Raw genomic sequence first — 16,567 nt, 5'->3', positions numbered from 1 at the left:
CCTACAGCAGGCCGGTGCTGTCGAGCCAGCGCTGCCACGTGACTCGCTTGACGGTCCGTTCGGGATGTTGGGCGATGTGCAGGATGAACCGTGCTCGTGTGCTCACCAGGTGGCCACCCACGGACAGCAGGGCATCGATCCTGCGTAGGAACTCCTCGTCGCTGATATGCCGAACCAGCTGCCCGTACATCCAGTCCTTGCACCGGTACGGTCGCCGCACCGCGGCGACGACCAGGTCCGTGGCCTGGCCTCGTACGCCTGGAGGAACACCCCTGTAGGCAAGGTCGCGGAGGATGACTTCCTTCAAGCCCCACGGTGACCACATGTGCGTTCCTGGAGAACACCATTCGTTGGGATAGTCCGCCTCCCACCGCAAGAAGAGCAGTGCGAACGGGGCGTGCGCCTCCCGGGTGCGGTTGTCATGCTCCAGGAGCTTGAGCGCCTGGCCGGAGATTGTCCGCTCGTTGTGCCACCGGTACTCGGCGCGGGCCTGGTCCATCTCGGCGGAGAGGTGGGGCTCCGTGGGCGCGGGTGTGCCAGCCCGCGCCCACACCGAGTTCGACCAGTGCAGTGCTTCCGACTTCGCCGCGTTCGAGGACTTGAGCCGAGCCAACGCGCACCCCCGCAGGATGTCGTCCGGTGCCACAAGGTCGAACATCCACGAGCTCTCGGCATTCACCGCCATGTGAGCTGTCTACACGAGGTGCCTGCTCCTGTGTCGCGTATCAGGGCAGACCGAGAGCGCGCAGTGCACCGGGATCAAGATCGGCGGGACGTCGTCGCCCCTCCATTTCGCGTTTTGTAGGCTTAATGCGATTTGGGAGCGCTTTCTTGCGCATTAAGCCTACAAAACGCGAAAACACTGACCACGCCAGGACAGGCGCTGGGTAATCAGTGGTGATGTAGCGCCACGGGGCCGAACAGGCCGGTTCTGACTTGGCCGGCGTAGACGCCCGAGGTCGGTGACGCGTCGTCCAGGTAGCCGGCGAGGGTGCCCCGGACGACGACCTCCACGGTGTTCTCCCCGGTGCGCAGGTGCTCCGACACGTCGACCCGCCACGGTCCCCACACCAGCTGTCCGGCGAGCGCGCCGTTGACCAGGACGTCCGCCGTGCCGCGCACCTCGCCGAGGTCGAGCACCGCCGTACCGGGCTCGTCCACGGTGAACGTTGTGCGGTAGCGGACGTGTCCGCCGAGGTTGCGCAGGCCGAGCGCGGACCAGTCGCCCAACGGGAACTCCGCCTCGACGACCTCGACTTCGAGGGGGCCGTCGAGCAGGGCTCCGCCGCGCCGGCCGTCGGTCGCGGTCACCTGGAGCGTCACCTCCGTGCCCGCTCGCGCCGGGGATGGCAGGCGCAGCACGCCTTCCTCGGCCTTCAGCTCATGACCGTCCACCGTGGCGACGACGTCCAAAGTGGACGGAATGCGGACCGTGGTCGTGCCGGGCGGGACCTGGAAGCGGAGGTGCTCCACGCGCGAGGGCCCTGGGGCGATGTCCGGCACCACCGGAACCACGACTCCCGCCGGATCTGCGGCAGGGTCGAGCCAGCCCGCGCCCGGCAGCGGATGCGGTCGCGCTCGCATGCACACGAAGCGCGGGTCGCGGCGGTGTTCCCGTTGTGGTGCCGAGGAAATCCAGCCGGGACCGCTGCGGATCCCCAGGGACGGCGAGTCGAGGGTCGCGGCCGTGCCGTGACGGCTCTGGTGGGTGACCCGGAGCACCACCGTGTTGTCGCCGATCCGCAGGTGCGGGGCGATGTCGTAGGTGTGCAGCCGGATCTCGCGGTGCTCGGGGTAGGGGTTGAAGTCGCCCTGCCTGCCGATCTCCACGCCGTTCACCACCAGGCTGCACGCGCCGTCGGAGCCGACGAGCACCGTGCCGTCCTCGGGCAGTTCGGTCAGCGGCACCGAAAGGGAGAGATCATGGCTCGCGCCGACGACAACCGGGCCCGTCGGCCTGATCCACTCCGGGCGGAGGTAGGACGCCACGTCGGTGACGACGGCGAACGAGGCGCGCAGCGGGCCGTCCCGCTCCGCTGTCAGCTCGATGACCAGCTCGGCGGTCCTGTCGCCAGCGGGCAGCGGACTCACCGACTGGTGGCCGTCGCCGTCCAGCGGCAGCTCCACGCCGTCGAGCAGCACCCGCCGTGGTGCTCCCGCGCCGACGACGAGGTGTGACTCGTGGTCGGGCAGGGTGATGTGGGTCCGCACGGCGACGGTGTCGCCTGCGGTGACGTGCCGCCAGTCCAGGAACTCCTCCGGCACCTGGCCCTTGGGACCCAACGTCTCCGAGTGCAACGGGTCCTTGCGGATGCCCCTGGCCAGGGACCACTCCACCGGACGCCAGCCGTCGGAGTCGCGCACCTCGGCGAAGGGGCCGTAGGAGGCGGTCACCGGCCGCCACTGGTCACCGGACTCGGAGTGCTCGACCCGCCAGATCTCGATCGGCAGCACGCCGGTCCGCGACGGCGAGGCGAGATCTCCCCGCGAGTTGTCCAAAGTGGACTCCGCGATCGCGGTCCACGGGCCTGGAAGCGCCACAGTGGACATGCGTTCGCCCAGCGGCAACGCAGTCGGCTCGGGAAGAGAGGAGGCAAGCACGACAAGAGAAACCGAGCCGTCGTCGAACGGAACCTCGAACACCCATCCGTCGCCGTCGCGCTCGACCGTCAGTTCGGTTCGCGTTCCTCGGCCAGGGGCCCAGCTCTGCGCCCTGGGCCGCGCGATGCCTTCGATCCGCACCCTGGCGATGCGATCGCCTGGTGCGCGGAAGTCGTAGCCGCGCTCCCGAAGCTTCTCGTTGTAGCCCTGCCAGTCGAACTCGACACCGTTGGACCACCAGTAGCCGTCACCGAGGTCGAGCACGGGAGCGGCTGTGCCAGTGGTGTCGTCGTGCGCCGTGAGAGCGACCACGTGCGCGTCGCCCACCCGGCGCAGCAGGAACGGCGCGTCGGAGGTGACCCGAATCGGTCCACTGAGGACAGCAGAGGGAACATCCTCAACGGAGCCGACCACCATCACCGCCTCAGCGAACGACTCAGCCAGTGTGGAGTCGCCGCCGGGGAACAACTCAGGAGCGCGCTCAACGCACACAACGCGTCCACCCGCCGAGGCGAACTCCATCAAGCGGTTGGCGGCCGTGGCGTGCAGCGCGCGCATGCCGGGGAGCACGACCGTGCGGAACTCCTCCTCGCCGATGCGGAGGCGGCCATCGGCGAGGACCTCGCCCTTGGCGATGGTCGCCTCGTCGAAGGAGTCGTGGTCGATCCCGGCGTTCTCCAGCACTCCGCGCTTCTCGGCGAACCAGGTTCCAACTCCGTTGAGGGCGAGGAAGACCCGGTTCGTCTCCTGCGCCGCCGCAAGGGGACCGTCCAGCGTCAGGTGGCCCTGAACCGTCGTGGTGGGGGAGACCAGCACGACATCGCAGACGTGGGTGCCCGCGGTGAGCACCGAGCACAGGCGGCTCACCGCTGTGGAGAACACGTGGTAGGACGGCCAGTACGGCTGACGCCAACAGGTTGACGGCGGAGCCCACTCCCACCAACCGCCCACAGTGGAGTAGTAGACGGCGTGCGGGTCGTAGAGGTTGGCTCCCCGACGCAGGAACGGGGAGAGCCAGTCGTAGGTCTCCTCCAGGGTTCCGCCCCAGCCGGAGGAGTGGAACGCCTCGATCCAGGTGCGCCCGTGCCCGTTGGCGTGCGCCAGGGAGCTGTGCACCTTGGCGTCGCCCCAGTGGTCGCTGCCGGGCGCGCCGTAGCCGGAGTGCGTGTCGAGGTAGTCGCCGTAGAGCCGGACTCCGCCGGTGGGGTCACCCTCCCGCGCCGGGGTCGCCTGGTCGAAGCCGCAGATCAGGCCGCGCGAGGCGTACCACGCGTCGTGCTGGTCGAAGAACCCGCGCCGCGCGAGGCAGGCACGGTGCGCGTGGTAGTCCCGCCGGACGCGCACGGCCTCCGGCGAGTCGTCCTCCTCCCACAGCGCCCACAGGTGCGCAACCAGGTCGTAGCCGTACGCCGAGGCGAACGTGGCCGCGAAGTCCGTGCTCCATGTGGGCATCGCGGGCAGCTCGTCCTGGAAGAACCCGCCGATGCTGCGACCGAACCAGTGGCCGACCCCGCGTTCGAGCTCGCCGTGCACCTGGTCGAGAAGGGTGGCGCAGGCCTCCGTCGAGAAGTAGTCGAAGCCGCTGGTTCCGCTGTGCACCAAGGTGATCCGCGCCGCGCCACCGGACCAGGTGCCGACGCCCCCGGTGAGCGGGACGGCGGTCCGCTCACCGGAGGGCAGGACCGCGTAGGCCGCCAGGGCCTGGTGGCCCTCCGGCGGCGCGACGGTCACCGAAGACCCGCTTGCGGGGTCGAGCGTTGATACAGCGTCGCCGGAGGACTCGATCGCGGTGCGGTACAGGGCCTTCCCCGCGAACTCGGGGTTGGTGGAGATCAGCCTGCCCTGGAAGTTGGCCCCGGAGAAGCCGATCTGGTCGTAGAGCCAGAGCGTGAAACCGAGCTCCTCGGCGTCGGCGCACGCGCCGTCGAACAGCTCGACCCACTCGGGGGTCAGGAACGCCGGGTCGTCGGCGACCGAGCCGAACATCGGCCCGGTGGGGGCCAGGCAGAGCACCACGGCCTGCCTGACCCCACCCGCGACGAGCTTCTCCATCTGCTCGCGCAGCCGTTCCCTGGTCACCTTGGCGCCGCTCCACCACCAGATGGGCAGCGGGCCGTACTCCGGAGCGGGATCGGTGAAACGCCTCAGCAGCTCGGGGACCGTGTTCATGTCGCCTCCGCGGAGGGGAGCACGTCGGCGGTGCTCATGCCGCAACACCACGCTCCCGCTCGATGTCCTCAAGTGACTTGCCGACGGTGTTCGGCATGAAGAAGAAGCCCACGATGCCGCTCACCAGGAGGAAGGCCGACAGCAGCGCCGCGACCGGGCCGATGGAGGCCGAGGCCAGCAGTGGCACGAAGAAGCTCCAGATCCCCAGCAGCACCCGGGCGATGCCGAAGGTGAAGCCCTGCGCGGTGCCGCGCAGCATGGTCGGGAACAGCTCCTGGCTGAACACCTTGTAGGTCGGCTCGCCCGCGATCGCCGCGCCGACCGCGAACAGCACGATGTTGGCGATCACCGTGGTAACGGTGAACGGCAGCACCAGGAACAGCGCGTACGCCACGATCTGCATCACGGACCCGATGCCCCACATCGCCCTGCGGCGCTGGTAGCTGCGGTCGTTGAGGCGCATGAAGATGCCGACCGTCGCGATGATGCCGATGACGAACCCCGCGCAGCTGAGCGCCACACCGGCGGCCTGCGACCCGGCGTTGAGGGTGGTGACGATGTACGGGGTGAAGATGCCCGATGTGCCGGCCGCCAAGCCCCAGAAGGTGTAGATGGTGCCCGTCCAGACCAGGGCGCGCAGGTTCTGCCCGCTGAACAGCGCCTTCACCTGGGAGGCGGCGGAGGGCTTCGTCGTGGCGACCGCGGACTTCCAGCGGGCCGACTCCGCGATGCCCTGGCGCAGTGCCCACGTCACGACCGCGACGACGAACAAGGACAGGAACACGATCCTGGTACCGGTGATCCCCATCGGCGTCAGGATGAGCGCGAGGACCAGAACCACGACGGGGCCGAGGTTCCACGCGACCTGTGTCAGGCCGATCAGGCGTCCTCGGCCCTTCGCGGGCGCCAGTTCGCCGACCAGCGCGAGCGAGGTGGGCACGTCCGCACCGACCGCGACGCCGACGATGAAGGTGCCGATGAACAGCATGGGCGCGTTGAAGGACCCGGCGACGAGCAGGATGCCCAGCGCGTAGACCATCAGGTCCCACTTGTAGATCCGCTTGCGGCCGAGCTTGTCGCCGAGCCGCCCGCCGATGAACGCGCCGATGGCGCATCCGATGGCGTTCGGGCCGATGGCGGCGAGGATGCCAACGCCGGTGCTCGTCAGCCCTAACTCCGCCTGGAACAGGCTCATGCCCGCGCCGAGTGCGACGATCGAGCCCGCGTCCAGGTAGGACGCCATCGCCGCGAGCACCGAGACCTTCCACTGCTGTCTGCTGATCGTGTGGTCGTCCTCGCGAACCGTGTGAGGTGCGGTCATGGCGGACTCCTCGTCTTCCTCCGGCAGCGTTGCCGTGCGACCCGGCTCACAAAATGAAACGTATTAATCGGCACTGTAACTACGGCCCCCTGGGTGCACAAGACGGTGCTACCCGAGTTGTTACCAACTGCCCCTTGGGTGTGCTGCGAGGGTGATCGTTGCAGATCAAGGCCGATATGCGACAGCTGTTCGACTCCCGGCGAAGCGGAACCTTGACTGTCGACCTTGACCGGCTCTACGGTGATGAAACCTTTCAATGTGCCTCGGGGGAGGAGCGTGACGATGGCCGTACCGACGGCAGCCCGCGCGACGCTGGCCCAGCAACGGATCGAGACCCCGTCGTGGGCCTACGCGAACTCGGGCACCCGCTTCAAGGTCTTCGCCCAGCCCGGTGTCCCGCGCGACCCGTGGGAGAAGATCGCCGACGCCGCGACGGTCCACCGGCTCACGGGGGTGGCGCCCACCGTGGCGCTGCACATCCCGTGGGACCGCGTCGAGGACTACGCCAAGCTCTCCGCGTACGCCGCGGAACAGGGCGTGGAACTCGGCGCGATCAACTCCAACGTCTTCCAGGACCCCGACTACAAGCTCGGCTCGGTCACCAACCCGGACGCGCGGATCCGCCGCAAGGCGATCGACCACCTGCTGGAGTGCGTCGACGTCATGGACGCGACCGGCTCCCGCGACCTGAAGCTGTGGTTCTCCGACGGCACGAACTACCCCGGCCAGGACAACATCCGCGCCCGGCAGGACCGGCTGGCCGAAGCGCTGCGCGAGGTCTACGACCGCCTCGGCGACGACCAGCGGATGTTGTTGGAGTACAAGCTCTTCGAGCCCGCCTTCTACACCACCGACGTCCCCGACTGGGGCACGTCGTACGCGCACTGCGTCGAGCTGGGCGAGAAGGCGACGGTGTGCATCGACACCGGCCACCACGCGCCGGGCACGAACATCGAGTTCATCGTCGCGTTCCTGTTGCGCGCCAACAAGCTCGGCGCGTTCGACTTCAACTCGCGGTTCTACGCCGACGACGACCTGATGGTCGGCGCGGCGGACCCGTTCCAGCTGTTCCGGATCATGTACGAGATCGTCTCGGCGGGAGCGCTCGCGCCCGAGGCCGGGATCGCGTTCATGCTGGACCAGTGCCACAACATCGAGGCCAAGATCCCGGCGATCATCCGCTCCGTGCTCAACGTGCAGGAGGCGACGGCGAAGGCGCTGCTGGTCGACGCCGACGCGCTCGCCGCCGCGCAGCGCTCGGGTGATGTGCTCGGGGCGAACGCGGTGCTGATGGACGCCTACGCCACCGACGTGCGGCCACTGCTGCGCGAGGTCCGTGCGGACATGGGCATCGACCCGGACCCGATCGCGGCCTACCACGCGTCGGGCTACCAGAAGCGAATCGAGGCCGACCGCGTCGGCGGGACACAAGCAGGGTGGGGAGCATGAATCAGGTTGTGCGGGAACTCCTGGGTCGCAGCAACCGGTTGGGCGCCGACCCGACCACGACGAACTACGCGGGCGGCAACACCTCGGCGAAGGGGACGGACACCGACCCGGTCACGGGTGCGCCCGTGGAACTGTTGTGGGTCAAGGGTTCTGGTGGTGACCTGGGCACGTTGACCGAGGCCGGTCTCGCGACCCTGCGGCTGGACCGGCTGCGTGCGCTCGCCGCCGTCTACCCCGGGGTGGACCGCGAGGACGAGATGGTCGCGGCCTTCGACTTCTGCTCGCACGGCAAGGGCGGAGCCGCCCCGTCGATCGACACCGCGATGCACGGCCTCGTGGACGCGGCGCACGTGGACCACCTGCACCCGGACGCGGGGATCGCGATCGCCTGCGCCGCCGACGGTGCGGCGTTGACCAAGGAGATCTTCGGCGACCGAGTGGTGTGGGTGCCGTGGCGGCGGCCGGGTTTCCAGCTCGGCCTGGACATCGCCGCGGTCAAGGCGGCCAACCCCGGCGCGATCGGCGTGATCCTCGGCGGACACGGCATCACCGCGTGGGGCGGGACCTCCGAGGAGTGCGAGGCTCGCTCGCTGGAGATCATCCGCACTGCCCAGGAGTACCTGGACGCGCGCGGCGTGGCCGAGCCGTTCGGCCCGGTGAAGCCGGGCTACGAGGCCCTTCCGGAGAACGAGCGCCGTGCGCGGGCCGCCGTGCTGGCCCCGGTGATCCGCGGGCTGGCCTCGACCGACCGCGCGCAGGTCGGCCACTTCACCGACTCCGACGTGGTGCTGGACTTCCTCTCCCGCGACAAGCTCGCGCCGTTGGCCGCGCTCGGCACCTCGTGCCCGGACCACTTCCTCCGGACCAAGGTCGCGCCGCTCGTGCTCGACCTGCCCGCCGACGCGCCGCTGGATTCCGTGGTCGAGCGGCTGCGCGAGCTGCACGCCGCCTACCGCGAGGACTACCGCGCCTACTACGAGCGGCACGCGACCCCGGACTCGCCCGCGATGCGCGGCGCGGACCCGGCGATCGTGCTCGTGCCCGGTGTCGGCATGTTCTCCTTCGGAGCCACCAAGCAGACGGCGCGGGTCGCTGGCGAGTTCTACGTCAACGCGATCAACGTGATGCGCGGAGCGGAGGCGGTGTCCCGCTACGCCCCGATCCCGGAGGCGGAGAAGTTCCGCATCGAGTACTGGGCGCTGGAGGAGGCGAAGCTCGCCCGCATGCCGAAGCCGAAGCCGCTCGCGTCGCGGGTCGCCTTCGTGACCGGCGGTGGTTCCGGCATCGGCAGGGCCATCGCGCGGCGGCTGGCCGCCGAGGGCGCGTGCGTGATCGTCGCCGACCGCGACGCCGCCTCAGCGGCTGAGGTGGCCGAGTCACTCGGCTCGACCGATGTGGCGATCCCGGTGACCGTGGACGTCACGTCGAGCGAGGCCGTTGACGCCGCCATCGACGCGGCCGCGCTGGCCTTCGGCGGCGTGGACCTCGTGGTCAACAACGCCGGACTGTCGATCTCCAAGCCGTTGCTGGAGACCACCGACGCCGACTGGGACGTCCAGCACGGCGTGATGGCGCGCGGGTCGTTCCTGGTCGCCCGCGCGGCGGCGAAAGCGATGATCGCGCAGGGCACGGGCGGTGACATCGTCTACATCGCCTCGAAGAACGGGGTCTTCGCCGGACCGAACAACCTCGCGTACGGCGCGGCGAAGGCCGACCAGGCGCACCAGGTCCGGCTGCTGGCGGCGGAGCTGGGCGAGCACGGCATCAAGGTCAACGGCGTGAACCCGGACGGCGTCGTGCGCGGCTCCGGGATCTTCGCGGGAGGCTGGGGTGCTCAGCGCGCGGCGGTCTACGGCGTCGCGGAAGAGGACCTGGGCGCGTTCTACGCCAAGCGGACGCTGCTCAAGCGCGAGGTGCTGCCCGAGCACGTCGCGGCGGCGGTGTTCGTCCTGACCGGCGGCGACCTCTCGCACACCACCGGACTGCACATCCCCGTTGACGCGGGCGTGGCCGCCGCGTTCCTGCGCTGATCCTGTTCGTACGAGGAGGACGACATGACTTCGCTGACCCGCGTGGCCCCCCGGCGAACCCGGGTCGGCCTGGTCGCCGGAGGACTCGGTGCGTACTGGCCGCAGTTCCCGAACCTGTTGCCGCAGCTGCGGAAGTCGGCCACGCGGGTGTCGGAGCGGCTCGGCGCGATCGGGGACATCGACGTGGTGGACGTCGGGTTCATCTCCGACGCCCAGGAAGGCGCGGCGGCGGCGGAGAAGCTGCGCGTGGCGGGCTGCGACCTGATCGTCGGCTTCCTCACCACGTACATGACGGCGTCGATGCTCGTGCCGGTCGCGCAGCGCAGTGGCGCTCCGGTGCTGCTGATCAACCTCCAGCCCACGGAGAAGATGGACCACGACACCTTCGACACGGGCGCGTGGCTGGCGTACTGCGGCGCGTGCCCGCTGCCGGAGATGGCCAACGCCTTCCGCCGCGCGGGCGTGGAGTTCCGCAGCGTCTCCGGCTACGTGGAGGACGAGCGCGCCTGGGCGCGGATCACCCGGTGGGTCCGGGCGGCCGGGGTGCGGGGCGCGCTGCGGCACGGCAGGCACGGGCTGATGGGGCACCTCTACCCGGGCATGCTCGACGTGTCCACGGATCTCACATCGGTGTCCGCGCAGCTCGGCGGGCACGTGGAGGTGCTGGAGCTCGACGACCTGCGGGTCCGCGTGGAGCGGGTCACCGATGCCGAGGCCAGTGCCCGGATGGAGCTGGCGCGGGAGGTCTTCGAGCTGGACTCCTCGGTGGTCGACGAGGACTTCGCCTGGGGAGCCAAGGTCTCGGTCGGCCTGGACCGGCTGGTCGAGGACTTCGCGATCGACTCGCTGGCCTACTACCACCGCGGCCTGGACGGCGAGCAGCACGAGCGGCTGGGCGCCGGCATGATCCTGGGCGCCTCGCTGCTCACCGCGCGCGGAGTCCCCGCGGCGGGCGAGTACGAGCTGCGCAACTCCCTGGCGATGCTGATCATGGACCGGCTGGGCGCCGGGGGCTCCTTCACCGAGCTCCAGGCGCTGAACTTCGTCGACGGCGTTGTGGAGATGGGCCACGACGGCCCGGCGCACCTGGCGATCAGCGCCCGCCGCCCGCTGCTCCGCGGCCTCGGCGTCTACCACGGCAAACGCGGGTGGGGCGTGTCGGTGGAGTTCGACGTGCGGCAGGGCCCGGTCACGCTGCTCGGCCTCGGCCAGGAACGCGACGGCCGCTACGTCGTGATCGCCTCCGAGGGCACGGTCGTGCCCGGTCCGCTGCTGCGGATCGGCAACACCACCTCCCGGGTCGACTTCGGCCGCGACCCCGGCGAGTGGACCGACGAGTGGAGCGCCTCCGGCGTCGACCACCACTGGGCGCTCGGCACGGGCCACCACGCGGCGTCGCTGCGCTGCGTCGCCGAGCTGCTCGGCCTGGAGTTCCGCGAAGTCCGGTCCGGCTCATGACCGTGGTCGCGGCGGTCGACCTCGGCGCGTCCAGCGGCCGGGTGATGACCGGCCGGGTCACCGAGGACTCCGTCGAGCTGACCGAGGTCCACCGCTTCCGCAACGGCCCGGTGCGCCTCGGATCGACCCTGCACTGGGACATCCTGGGGCTCTACCAGGGAATCCTGGACGGACTGCGTGCGGCGGGCCCGATCGAGGGCGTCGGCATCGACACGTGGGCGGTGGACTACGGGCTGCTCGACTCGACGGGCGCGTTGCTGGGCAACCCGGTGCACTACCGCGACTCCCGCACGGACGGCGTCGCGGAGAGCCTGCCGGTCCCGCCCGAGTCGCTCTACGCGGCCACCGGCGTCCAGGTCCTGCCGTTCAACACGATCTACCAGCTGATGGCGGAGCCTCGGCTGGCGCTGGCGGACGAGCTGCTGATGATCCCGGACCTGCTGGCCCACTGGCTGACCGGCTCGCGAGGAACGGAGATCACCAACGCGTCCACCACGGGCCTGCTCGACATCCGCGGGCGCCGGTGGGACGTCGAGCTGATGTGCCGCCTGGGCATCGACCCGTCGCTCTTCGGCGACCTCCGCGAACCGGGCGACCGGATCGGCGTGCTCCAGCCGCACATCGGCCTCGGTGAGGTTCCGGTGATCGCAGTCGGCTCGCACGACACCGCGTCCGCGGTGGTCGGCGTGCCCGCGCGTTCCGAGCGGTTCGCCTACGTCTCGTGCGGCACGTGGTCGCTGGTCGGCGTGGAGCTGGACGCGCCGGTGCTGACCGAGGCGAGCCGTGCGGCGAACTTCTCGAACGAGCTGGGCGTCGACGGCACGGTCCGCTACCTGCGCAACGTGATGGGGCTGTGGCTGCTCCAGGAGAGCCTGCGCGCGTGGGGCGACCCCGAGCTGCCGCCGCTGCTGGCCGAGGCGGCAGGACTTCCGCCCCGCGCGAGGCTGGTCGATGCGAACGACCCGGCCTTCCTGCCACCCGGTGACATGCCCGCCCGCATCGCGCAGGCGTGTCACCGCACCGGTCAGACCCCGCCGTCCACCCCGGCGGAGACGGTCCGCTGCATCCTCGACAGCCTGGCACTGGCGCACCGCAAGGCGGTCCGTCAGGCGATGTCGCTGTCCGGGCGGGACGTGGACGTGGTGCACATGGTCGGAGGTGGCGCGCGGAACGCGGTGCTGTGCCAGCTCACCGCGGACGCCTGCGGGCTGCCGGTCGTCGCCGGACCGGTGGAAGCCACGGCACTGGGCAACGTGCTCATCCAGGCCCGAGCCCTCGGCGCGGTGGACGGCGGCCTCGCCGACCTGCGCGCACTGCTGGCGAAGGACCCGAGGTTGGTGCGCTACACCCCCTCCGGCACCGCGGCGGAGTGGGACGAGGCCGAACGCCGCCTGCCCTGACCCCGCACCTGCCCAGGGGTCCCGCCCCGTGCCCTCGTGGCCCCGGCCTCCGGCCCTCGTGGCCCCCGCGCCTCGTGCCCCGTGCTCCCGGCCCTCGTGGCCCCGGCACCGGCCCGGCCCGCGTGGCCCCGTGCGCGCGTGGCCTGGCTGGCGTGGCTGGTGTTTCGCGTTTTGTCACCTTAATGCGAAATGAGAGCGCTCTTTCGCGCATCAAGGTGACAAAACGCGAGATGGGCGGCACGGGGGATGAGGGCGTCAGGGGGTGGTGGGGGCACGGGTGGTGAGGGTGCGAGGAGGTGCCTGGGGGTGGTGGGGGCACGGGTGGTGAGGGTGCCTGGGGTGGTGGGGGTGCTTGGGGTGGTGAGGGCGCCAGGGGGTGGTGAGGGCGCGAGGGGGTGGTGAGGTGGTGACGGGACTTGCGGGACAGGCGCTGGGGGGTGGGGCCGAGGGCGCAGGTGCAGTCGGGGCCGGAGTCGCACCGGCGGGTCGCCACCGCCACGCGCCAGGCCAGCAGCGCGGCGGGGAAGGCGGCCAGCACGTCGAGCGTGTAGTGGCAGTGCTGGATCAGCAGCGCCGGGACCATCAGGGCGACCGTCGTGGCGCCAAGGCGGCGCAGCCACTGGCGGTCCGCGGCCAGGAACAGCAGCAGCGCCGTCGCCGTGTGACCGGAGAAGAACAGGTCGTGGTCGATGTACTGGCCTGGGCCGATCAGCACCAGCGGGTCGCGCAGCGGGACGATCCCGGCCGGGGGCTCCAGCGGGATCAGGGCGATCGCCAGCATCCGCAGCAGCACCATGATCCAGTAGGCGCGGAAGGCCGTGACCAGGCGTTCCCTGCGCGAGATCAGGGCGAGCAGCATCACCGTGGTGGAGCCGTAGGTCAGCACGAAGATCGGTTCGGACAGGTCGGCCGACGGCAGCAGCTCCAGCAGCGGGTCGGCGAGCTGGGCGCCGGGGCGGGACTGGGCCCACGGCAGGAACGCCGAGCACGCCGCGAGCACCGCCACGAGCATGGCCGCCTCGACCGACAACCGCAGGTTGGTCAGTGGGCGGCACGGCTGGTCGTAGGTCTGACTCGCGGTCACGGGCTGAAGGGAATCACGCCCGTCCGAACCGCGTCCAGCCACGGTGCCATCCCACGGGGTGAGCGTGTCGGCTCGGTGTCCGGGACGTAGCGCCGCGCAGACGGCCGGGTGAGGTTCAGTCGGTGATGCCGAAGCGGTTGGCCAGGTAGGCCGACAACGCCCCAGGGGAGCCGGTGGTCCACAGTGGATGGCTCGGCAGGATCACGCCCAGGCTCCGTTCGACGCGCGTCCGCAGCTCGGTGGCCACGCGGGAGTCCACGCCGATCTCCAGCAACGGGGTCCCGGAGTCCACGGGCGTGGTGGGCGGGAGCTCCAAGACCGCCCGGAGGTGGTCGACCAGGTCGCTCTCCACCTCGGCGCGGGTCAGCGGTGCGGGCGGCGCGGTCCTGGCCTTGTGCCGTCCGGAGAGCCGGATCTCCTTGGCCGACAACAACACCGTGCCGTCGTGAGCGGTGATGGTCACGCTGCCGGAGAGCTCGCCGAGGTCGCAGTGGCAGTATGCCGCGCGGCGGAGGTCGCCGTGCACGCGCAGCGAGCCGACCGACACCGGCAGCAGCCCGGCGCCGAGCACCTGGAAACAGGTGTCGAGCAGCACCGGGTGCACCACGAACCTGGTCGACGCGCCGCGCACCACCGGGGGCACGTGCACGCGGGCCAGGGTCGAGCCGCGCAGGCCGAGCACCCCGGTGAACGCGGGGCCGTGGTGGATGCCGTGCCCGCGCAGCTTCCCGTACAGCGCCTCCGGGCCGGTGGTGGGCTCGTCGACCTCGACCGGCGGTTCCAGCCGGAACTCGACGTAGTGGTGGACCACCGCGGTGGCCAGCCGCACCCAGTCGCCGCCCGCCCGGCCGAAGACCTCGAACTTCGCCCGGTCCGCGTCGCTCGGCGTGAGCTGGGTGGTGACCGTGGTGTGCCGCGCCAGCTCCGCCCGCTGGTGCAGCTCCATCCCGCGCACCTCGACCGCGTCCGGGGCGCACCCGAAGTACTCGGCGGCCGAGGAGAGGGCCATCTCGAAGTACGCCGAGCCCGGAAGCACCGCGACTCCGTCCACCCGGTGATCAGCCAGCCACGGAAGCTCGTCCGTGCCGACGTCCGCCTGCCACACGTGCCGCCCGGTACCGGGAACCTCGGTGTGCCGCCCCAGCAACGGATGCGCTCTCGCGGCGACGACCTCGGCCGGGTAGACGGTGCGGTCCCACGCGGTCGGCGGGAGGTCGAGCAGCTCACCCTGTGCCGCGATGGTTTCCACGCCTGGCGAGTCCGGTCCGGCACGCAGTCCGGCGACCAGCTCCTCGATGTCGTTGGCGGCCACCATGGCCTGGACCGCTCGTGGCCGGCGACGGGCGAGGGTGTACGCCACGTCCGTCAGAGAGCTGTCGGCGCCCTCGTCCTCCAGCCAGTCGGCGAGCCTGGCCGCGGTCTCGGCGAGCGCTCGCGGAGTGCTGGCGGACAATGGCACGATCACCTTGCCGGTCAACGGTTTCGTCGTCGGAACCGGCTGCGGTGGTGCTTGTTCGAGCAGCACGTGCGCGTGCCCGCTCGAACTGTCCAACGCGGACACCGCGGCGACGCGTGTGGAGGTCGGCCACTCCACAGCGGAGGTCGGCAAGAACAGTCCGGTGCTCTCGACGTCCAGCGCGGGGTGCCACTCGGCGAAGTGCGGGGTCGGCGGGATGACCCCGGCTCGCAGCGCGAGCACCGCCTTGACCAGGCCCGCCAGCCCGGACACCGACTCGGTGTTGCCGAGGTTGGACTTCACCGCGCCCAGGGCACAACGCGCGTCGTAGACCTCGCTGAGCGCGGCGAACTCGGCGGCGTCCTCGGCGGGCAGGCCGCTGCCGTGGGTCTCCACGAAACCGACCTCGGCGGCGGTGATCCCGCCCGCGGTGAGCGCCCGGCGCAGCACCGAGGTGACGCTGTCCCGGCCGATGGCGGAGGAGCGGATCACCGCGAGCACGCGGTCGTTGTCGTACAAGGCGTCCGCGAGCCGCTTGAGCACGATGACGACACAGCCTTCGCTGCGCACGAAGCCGTCGGACCGCTTCTCGAAGGCCCGGGACCGGCCGGAGGGGGAGAGCACGCCCTTGCCCGACAAGGCGATGGACTCGCTGGGGTCGAGGATCAGCGTCGCCGCGCCGACCAGCGCGACGTCGCACTCGCGGGACCGGAGGCTGGCGGAGGCCAGGTGCAGGGCGGTCAGGGCGGAGGAGTTGCCGGTGTCCACGGCGACGCTGGGCCCGGATAAGCCGAGTAACTCCGAGACCCTGCCCACGCCCGCGCCGAGCCCGGCGAACAGCCCCGCGTCGGAGTTGGGCAGCCCGGCGTGCTCAAGCGCCTCGAACGCGACCTGGGTGAGCAGCCGGTGCCGAGGGGCCAGGTCGGCAGCGTCACCGAAGAACGTCGCGTCGAAGGCGTGCACGTCGCGCAGGAAGCCGCCCCACGACGAGGACATCCGACCCGGCACCCCGGGCTCCGGGTCGAAGTGCGCGTCGACGTCCCAGCGCTCGCGCGGGATCTCGGTGACCGCGTCGCGGCCCTCGACGAGCAGCCGCCACAGCGACGAGGGGGAGTCGGCCCCACCGGGCAGGCGGCAGCCGATGCCGAGCACCGCGAGCGGCTCGTGGCTCGGCGGGGTGGTGTCTTCGCTGGCGGTGCGGCTCACCGAGGGGGCTCCAGGAGGGGGTCGGTCGGCTGCGGAAGCGCGAAAGCTACAGCACGGAGATGACCGATATGTGGATCACGAGGGCTGGACCGCCGTTCACTCCACAGAACTGAAGCAAGTTCACTCGTTCAGGTGTGCCTATCGGGTAATGCCTGGACAATCCGGATGTGAAGCTGCTTCGGGATGGCCCTTCTGGATACCGTTGCAGGTTTTGCGTTGCGTCATGAACACGGTTTCGGATCCCGCCGAAGAGTGTGGAGGTTCACGGGGGCTCGGAGTGAGGCGCGTTCCGCCGCGCTCCCACGAGTCCGCGACCTCGTGCCGGTCCGGCCCGGCATGCCGCCACGTTCGCGGAAACCCCTGGGGGCGGCCGGATTCCGCCGCCGGCATCGC

8 protein-coding genes and 1 pseudogene are annotated in these 16,567 nt (G+C 70.7%); 4 read left to right on the top strand and 5 right to left on the bottom strand.

Annotated features, from left to right (window positions below; all coding sequences use genetic code 11):
- Position 1: 1 nt before the first annotated feature.
- The 3 genes from ACFFQA_RS17275 to ACFFQA_RS17265 all read right to left on the bottom strand — a co-directional run bounded on the left by ACFFQA_RS17275 (position 2) and on the right by ACFFQA_RS17265 (position 6,091).
- On the bottom strand, positions 2 to 685 hold the full coding sequence (locus ACFFQA_RS17275; protein WP_377852989.1) for a hypothetical protein: 684 nt from the start codon (positions 683 to 685) through the stop codon (positions 2 to 4).
- Positions 686 to 891: 206 nt separating this feature from the next.
- Entirely contained in the window at positions 892 to 4,770 is a 3,879-nt protein-coding gene (locus tag ACFFQA_RS17270; RefSeq protein WP_377852988.1) for a hypothetical protein, read from the bottom strand.
- A 34-nt stretch (positions 4,771 to 4,804) separates the two neighbouring features.
- Positions 4,805 to 6,091: an MFS transporter gene (locus tag ACFFQA_RS17265; RefSeq protein WP_377852987.1), complete on the bottom strand. Its 1,287-nt coding sequence runs from the start codon at positions 6,089 to 6,091 to the stop codon at positions 4,805 to 4,807.
- Between the two features lie 282 nt (positions 6,092 to 6,373).
- Here ACFFQA_RS17265 and rhaI point away from each other — a divergent pair, with 282 nt between their 5' ends.
- Genes rhaI through ACFFQA_RS17245 form a run of 4 tightly spaced genes read left to right on the top strand, consistent with a single transcriptional unit; the run spans position 6,374 to position 12,428 of the window.
- Positions 6,374 to 7,540: an L-rhamnose isomerase gene (gene rhaI, locus ACFFQA_RS17260; RefSeq protein WP_377852986.1), complete on the top strand. Its 1,167-nt coding sequence runs from the start codon at positions 6,374 to 6,376 to the stop codon at positions 7,538 to 7,540.
- Positions 7,537 to 9,570, top strand: a complete 2,034-nt coding sequence (locus ACFFQA_RS17255; RefSeq protein WP_377852985.1) for a bifunctional aldolase/short-chain dehydrogenase — start codon at positions 7,537 to 7,539, stop codon at positions 9,568 to 9,570. Before rhaI ends, ACFFQA_RS17255 begins: the two co-directional genes overlap by 4 nt.
- A 24-nt stretch (positions 9,571 to 9,594) precedes the next feature.
- Entirely contained in the window at positions 9,595 to 11,028 is a 1,434-nt protein-coding gene (locus ACFFQA_RS17250; RefSeq protein WP_377852984.1) for an arabinose isomerase, read from the top strand.
- Positions 11,025 to 12,428 (top strand): rhamnulokinase, encoded by a 1,404-nt coding sequence (locus ACFFQA_RS17245; protein ID WP_377852983.1) that lies wholly within the window; start codon positions 11,025 to 11,027, stop codon positions 12,426 to 12,428. The genes ACFFQA_RS17250 and ACFFQA_RS17245 overlap by 4 nt, the downstream gene beginning before the upstream one ends.
- A gap of 514 nt (positions 12,429 to 12,942) precedes the next feature.
- Here ACFFQA_RS17245 and ACFFQA_RS17240 read toward each other — a convergent pair.
- Positions 12,943 to 13,209 (bottom strand): annotated as a pseudogene (locus tag ACFFQA_RS17240) (phosphatase PAP2-related protein); the annotation flags it as partial.
- Between the two features lie 418 nt (positions 13,210 to 13,627).
- Positions 13,628 to 16,174, bottom strand: coding sequence for a beta-ketoacyl synthase N-terminal-like domain-containing protein (locus ACFFQA_RS17235; protein WP_377852982.1), 2,547 nt, complete (start codon positions 16,172 to 16,174; stop codon positions 13,628 to 13,630).
- Positions 16,175 to 16,567 lie beyond the last annotated feature (393 nt).

Source organism: Allokutzneria oryzae, from assembly GCF_042429765.1.
GTDB classification, from domain to species: Bacteria; Actinomycetota; Actinomycetes; order Mycobacteriales; family Pseudonocardiaceae; genus Allokutzneria; species Allokutzneria oryzae.
Note: the sequence above shows the minus strand (reverse complement) of the source record. Positions and strands in the feature narration are given on the sequence as shown.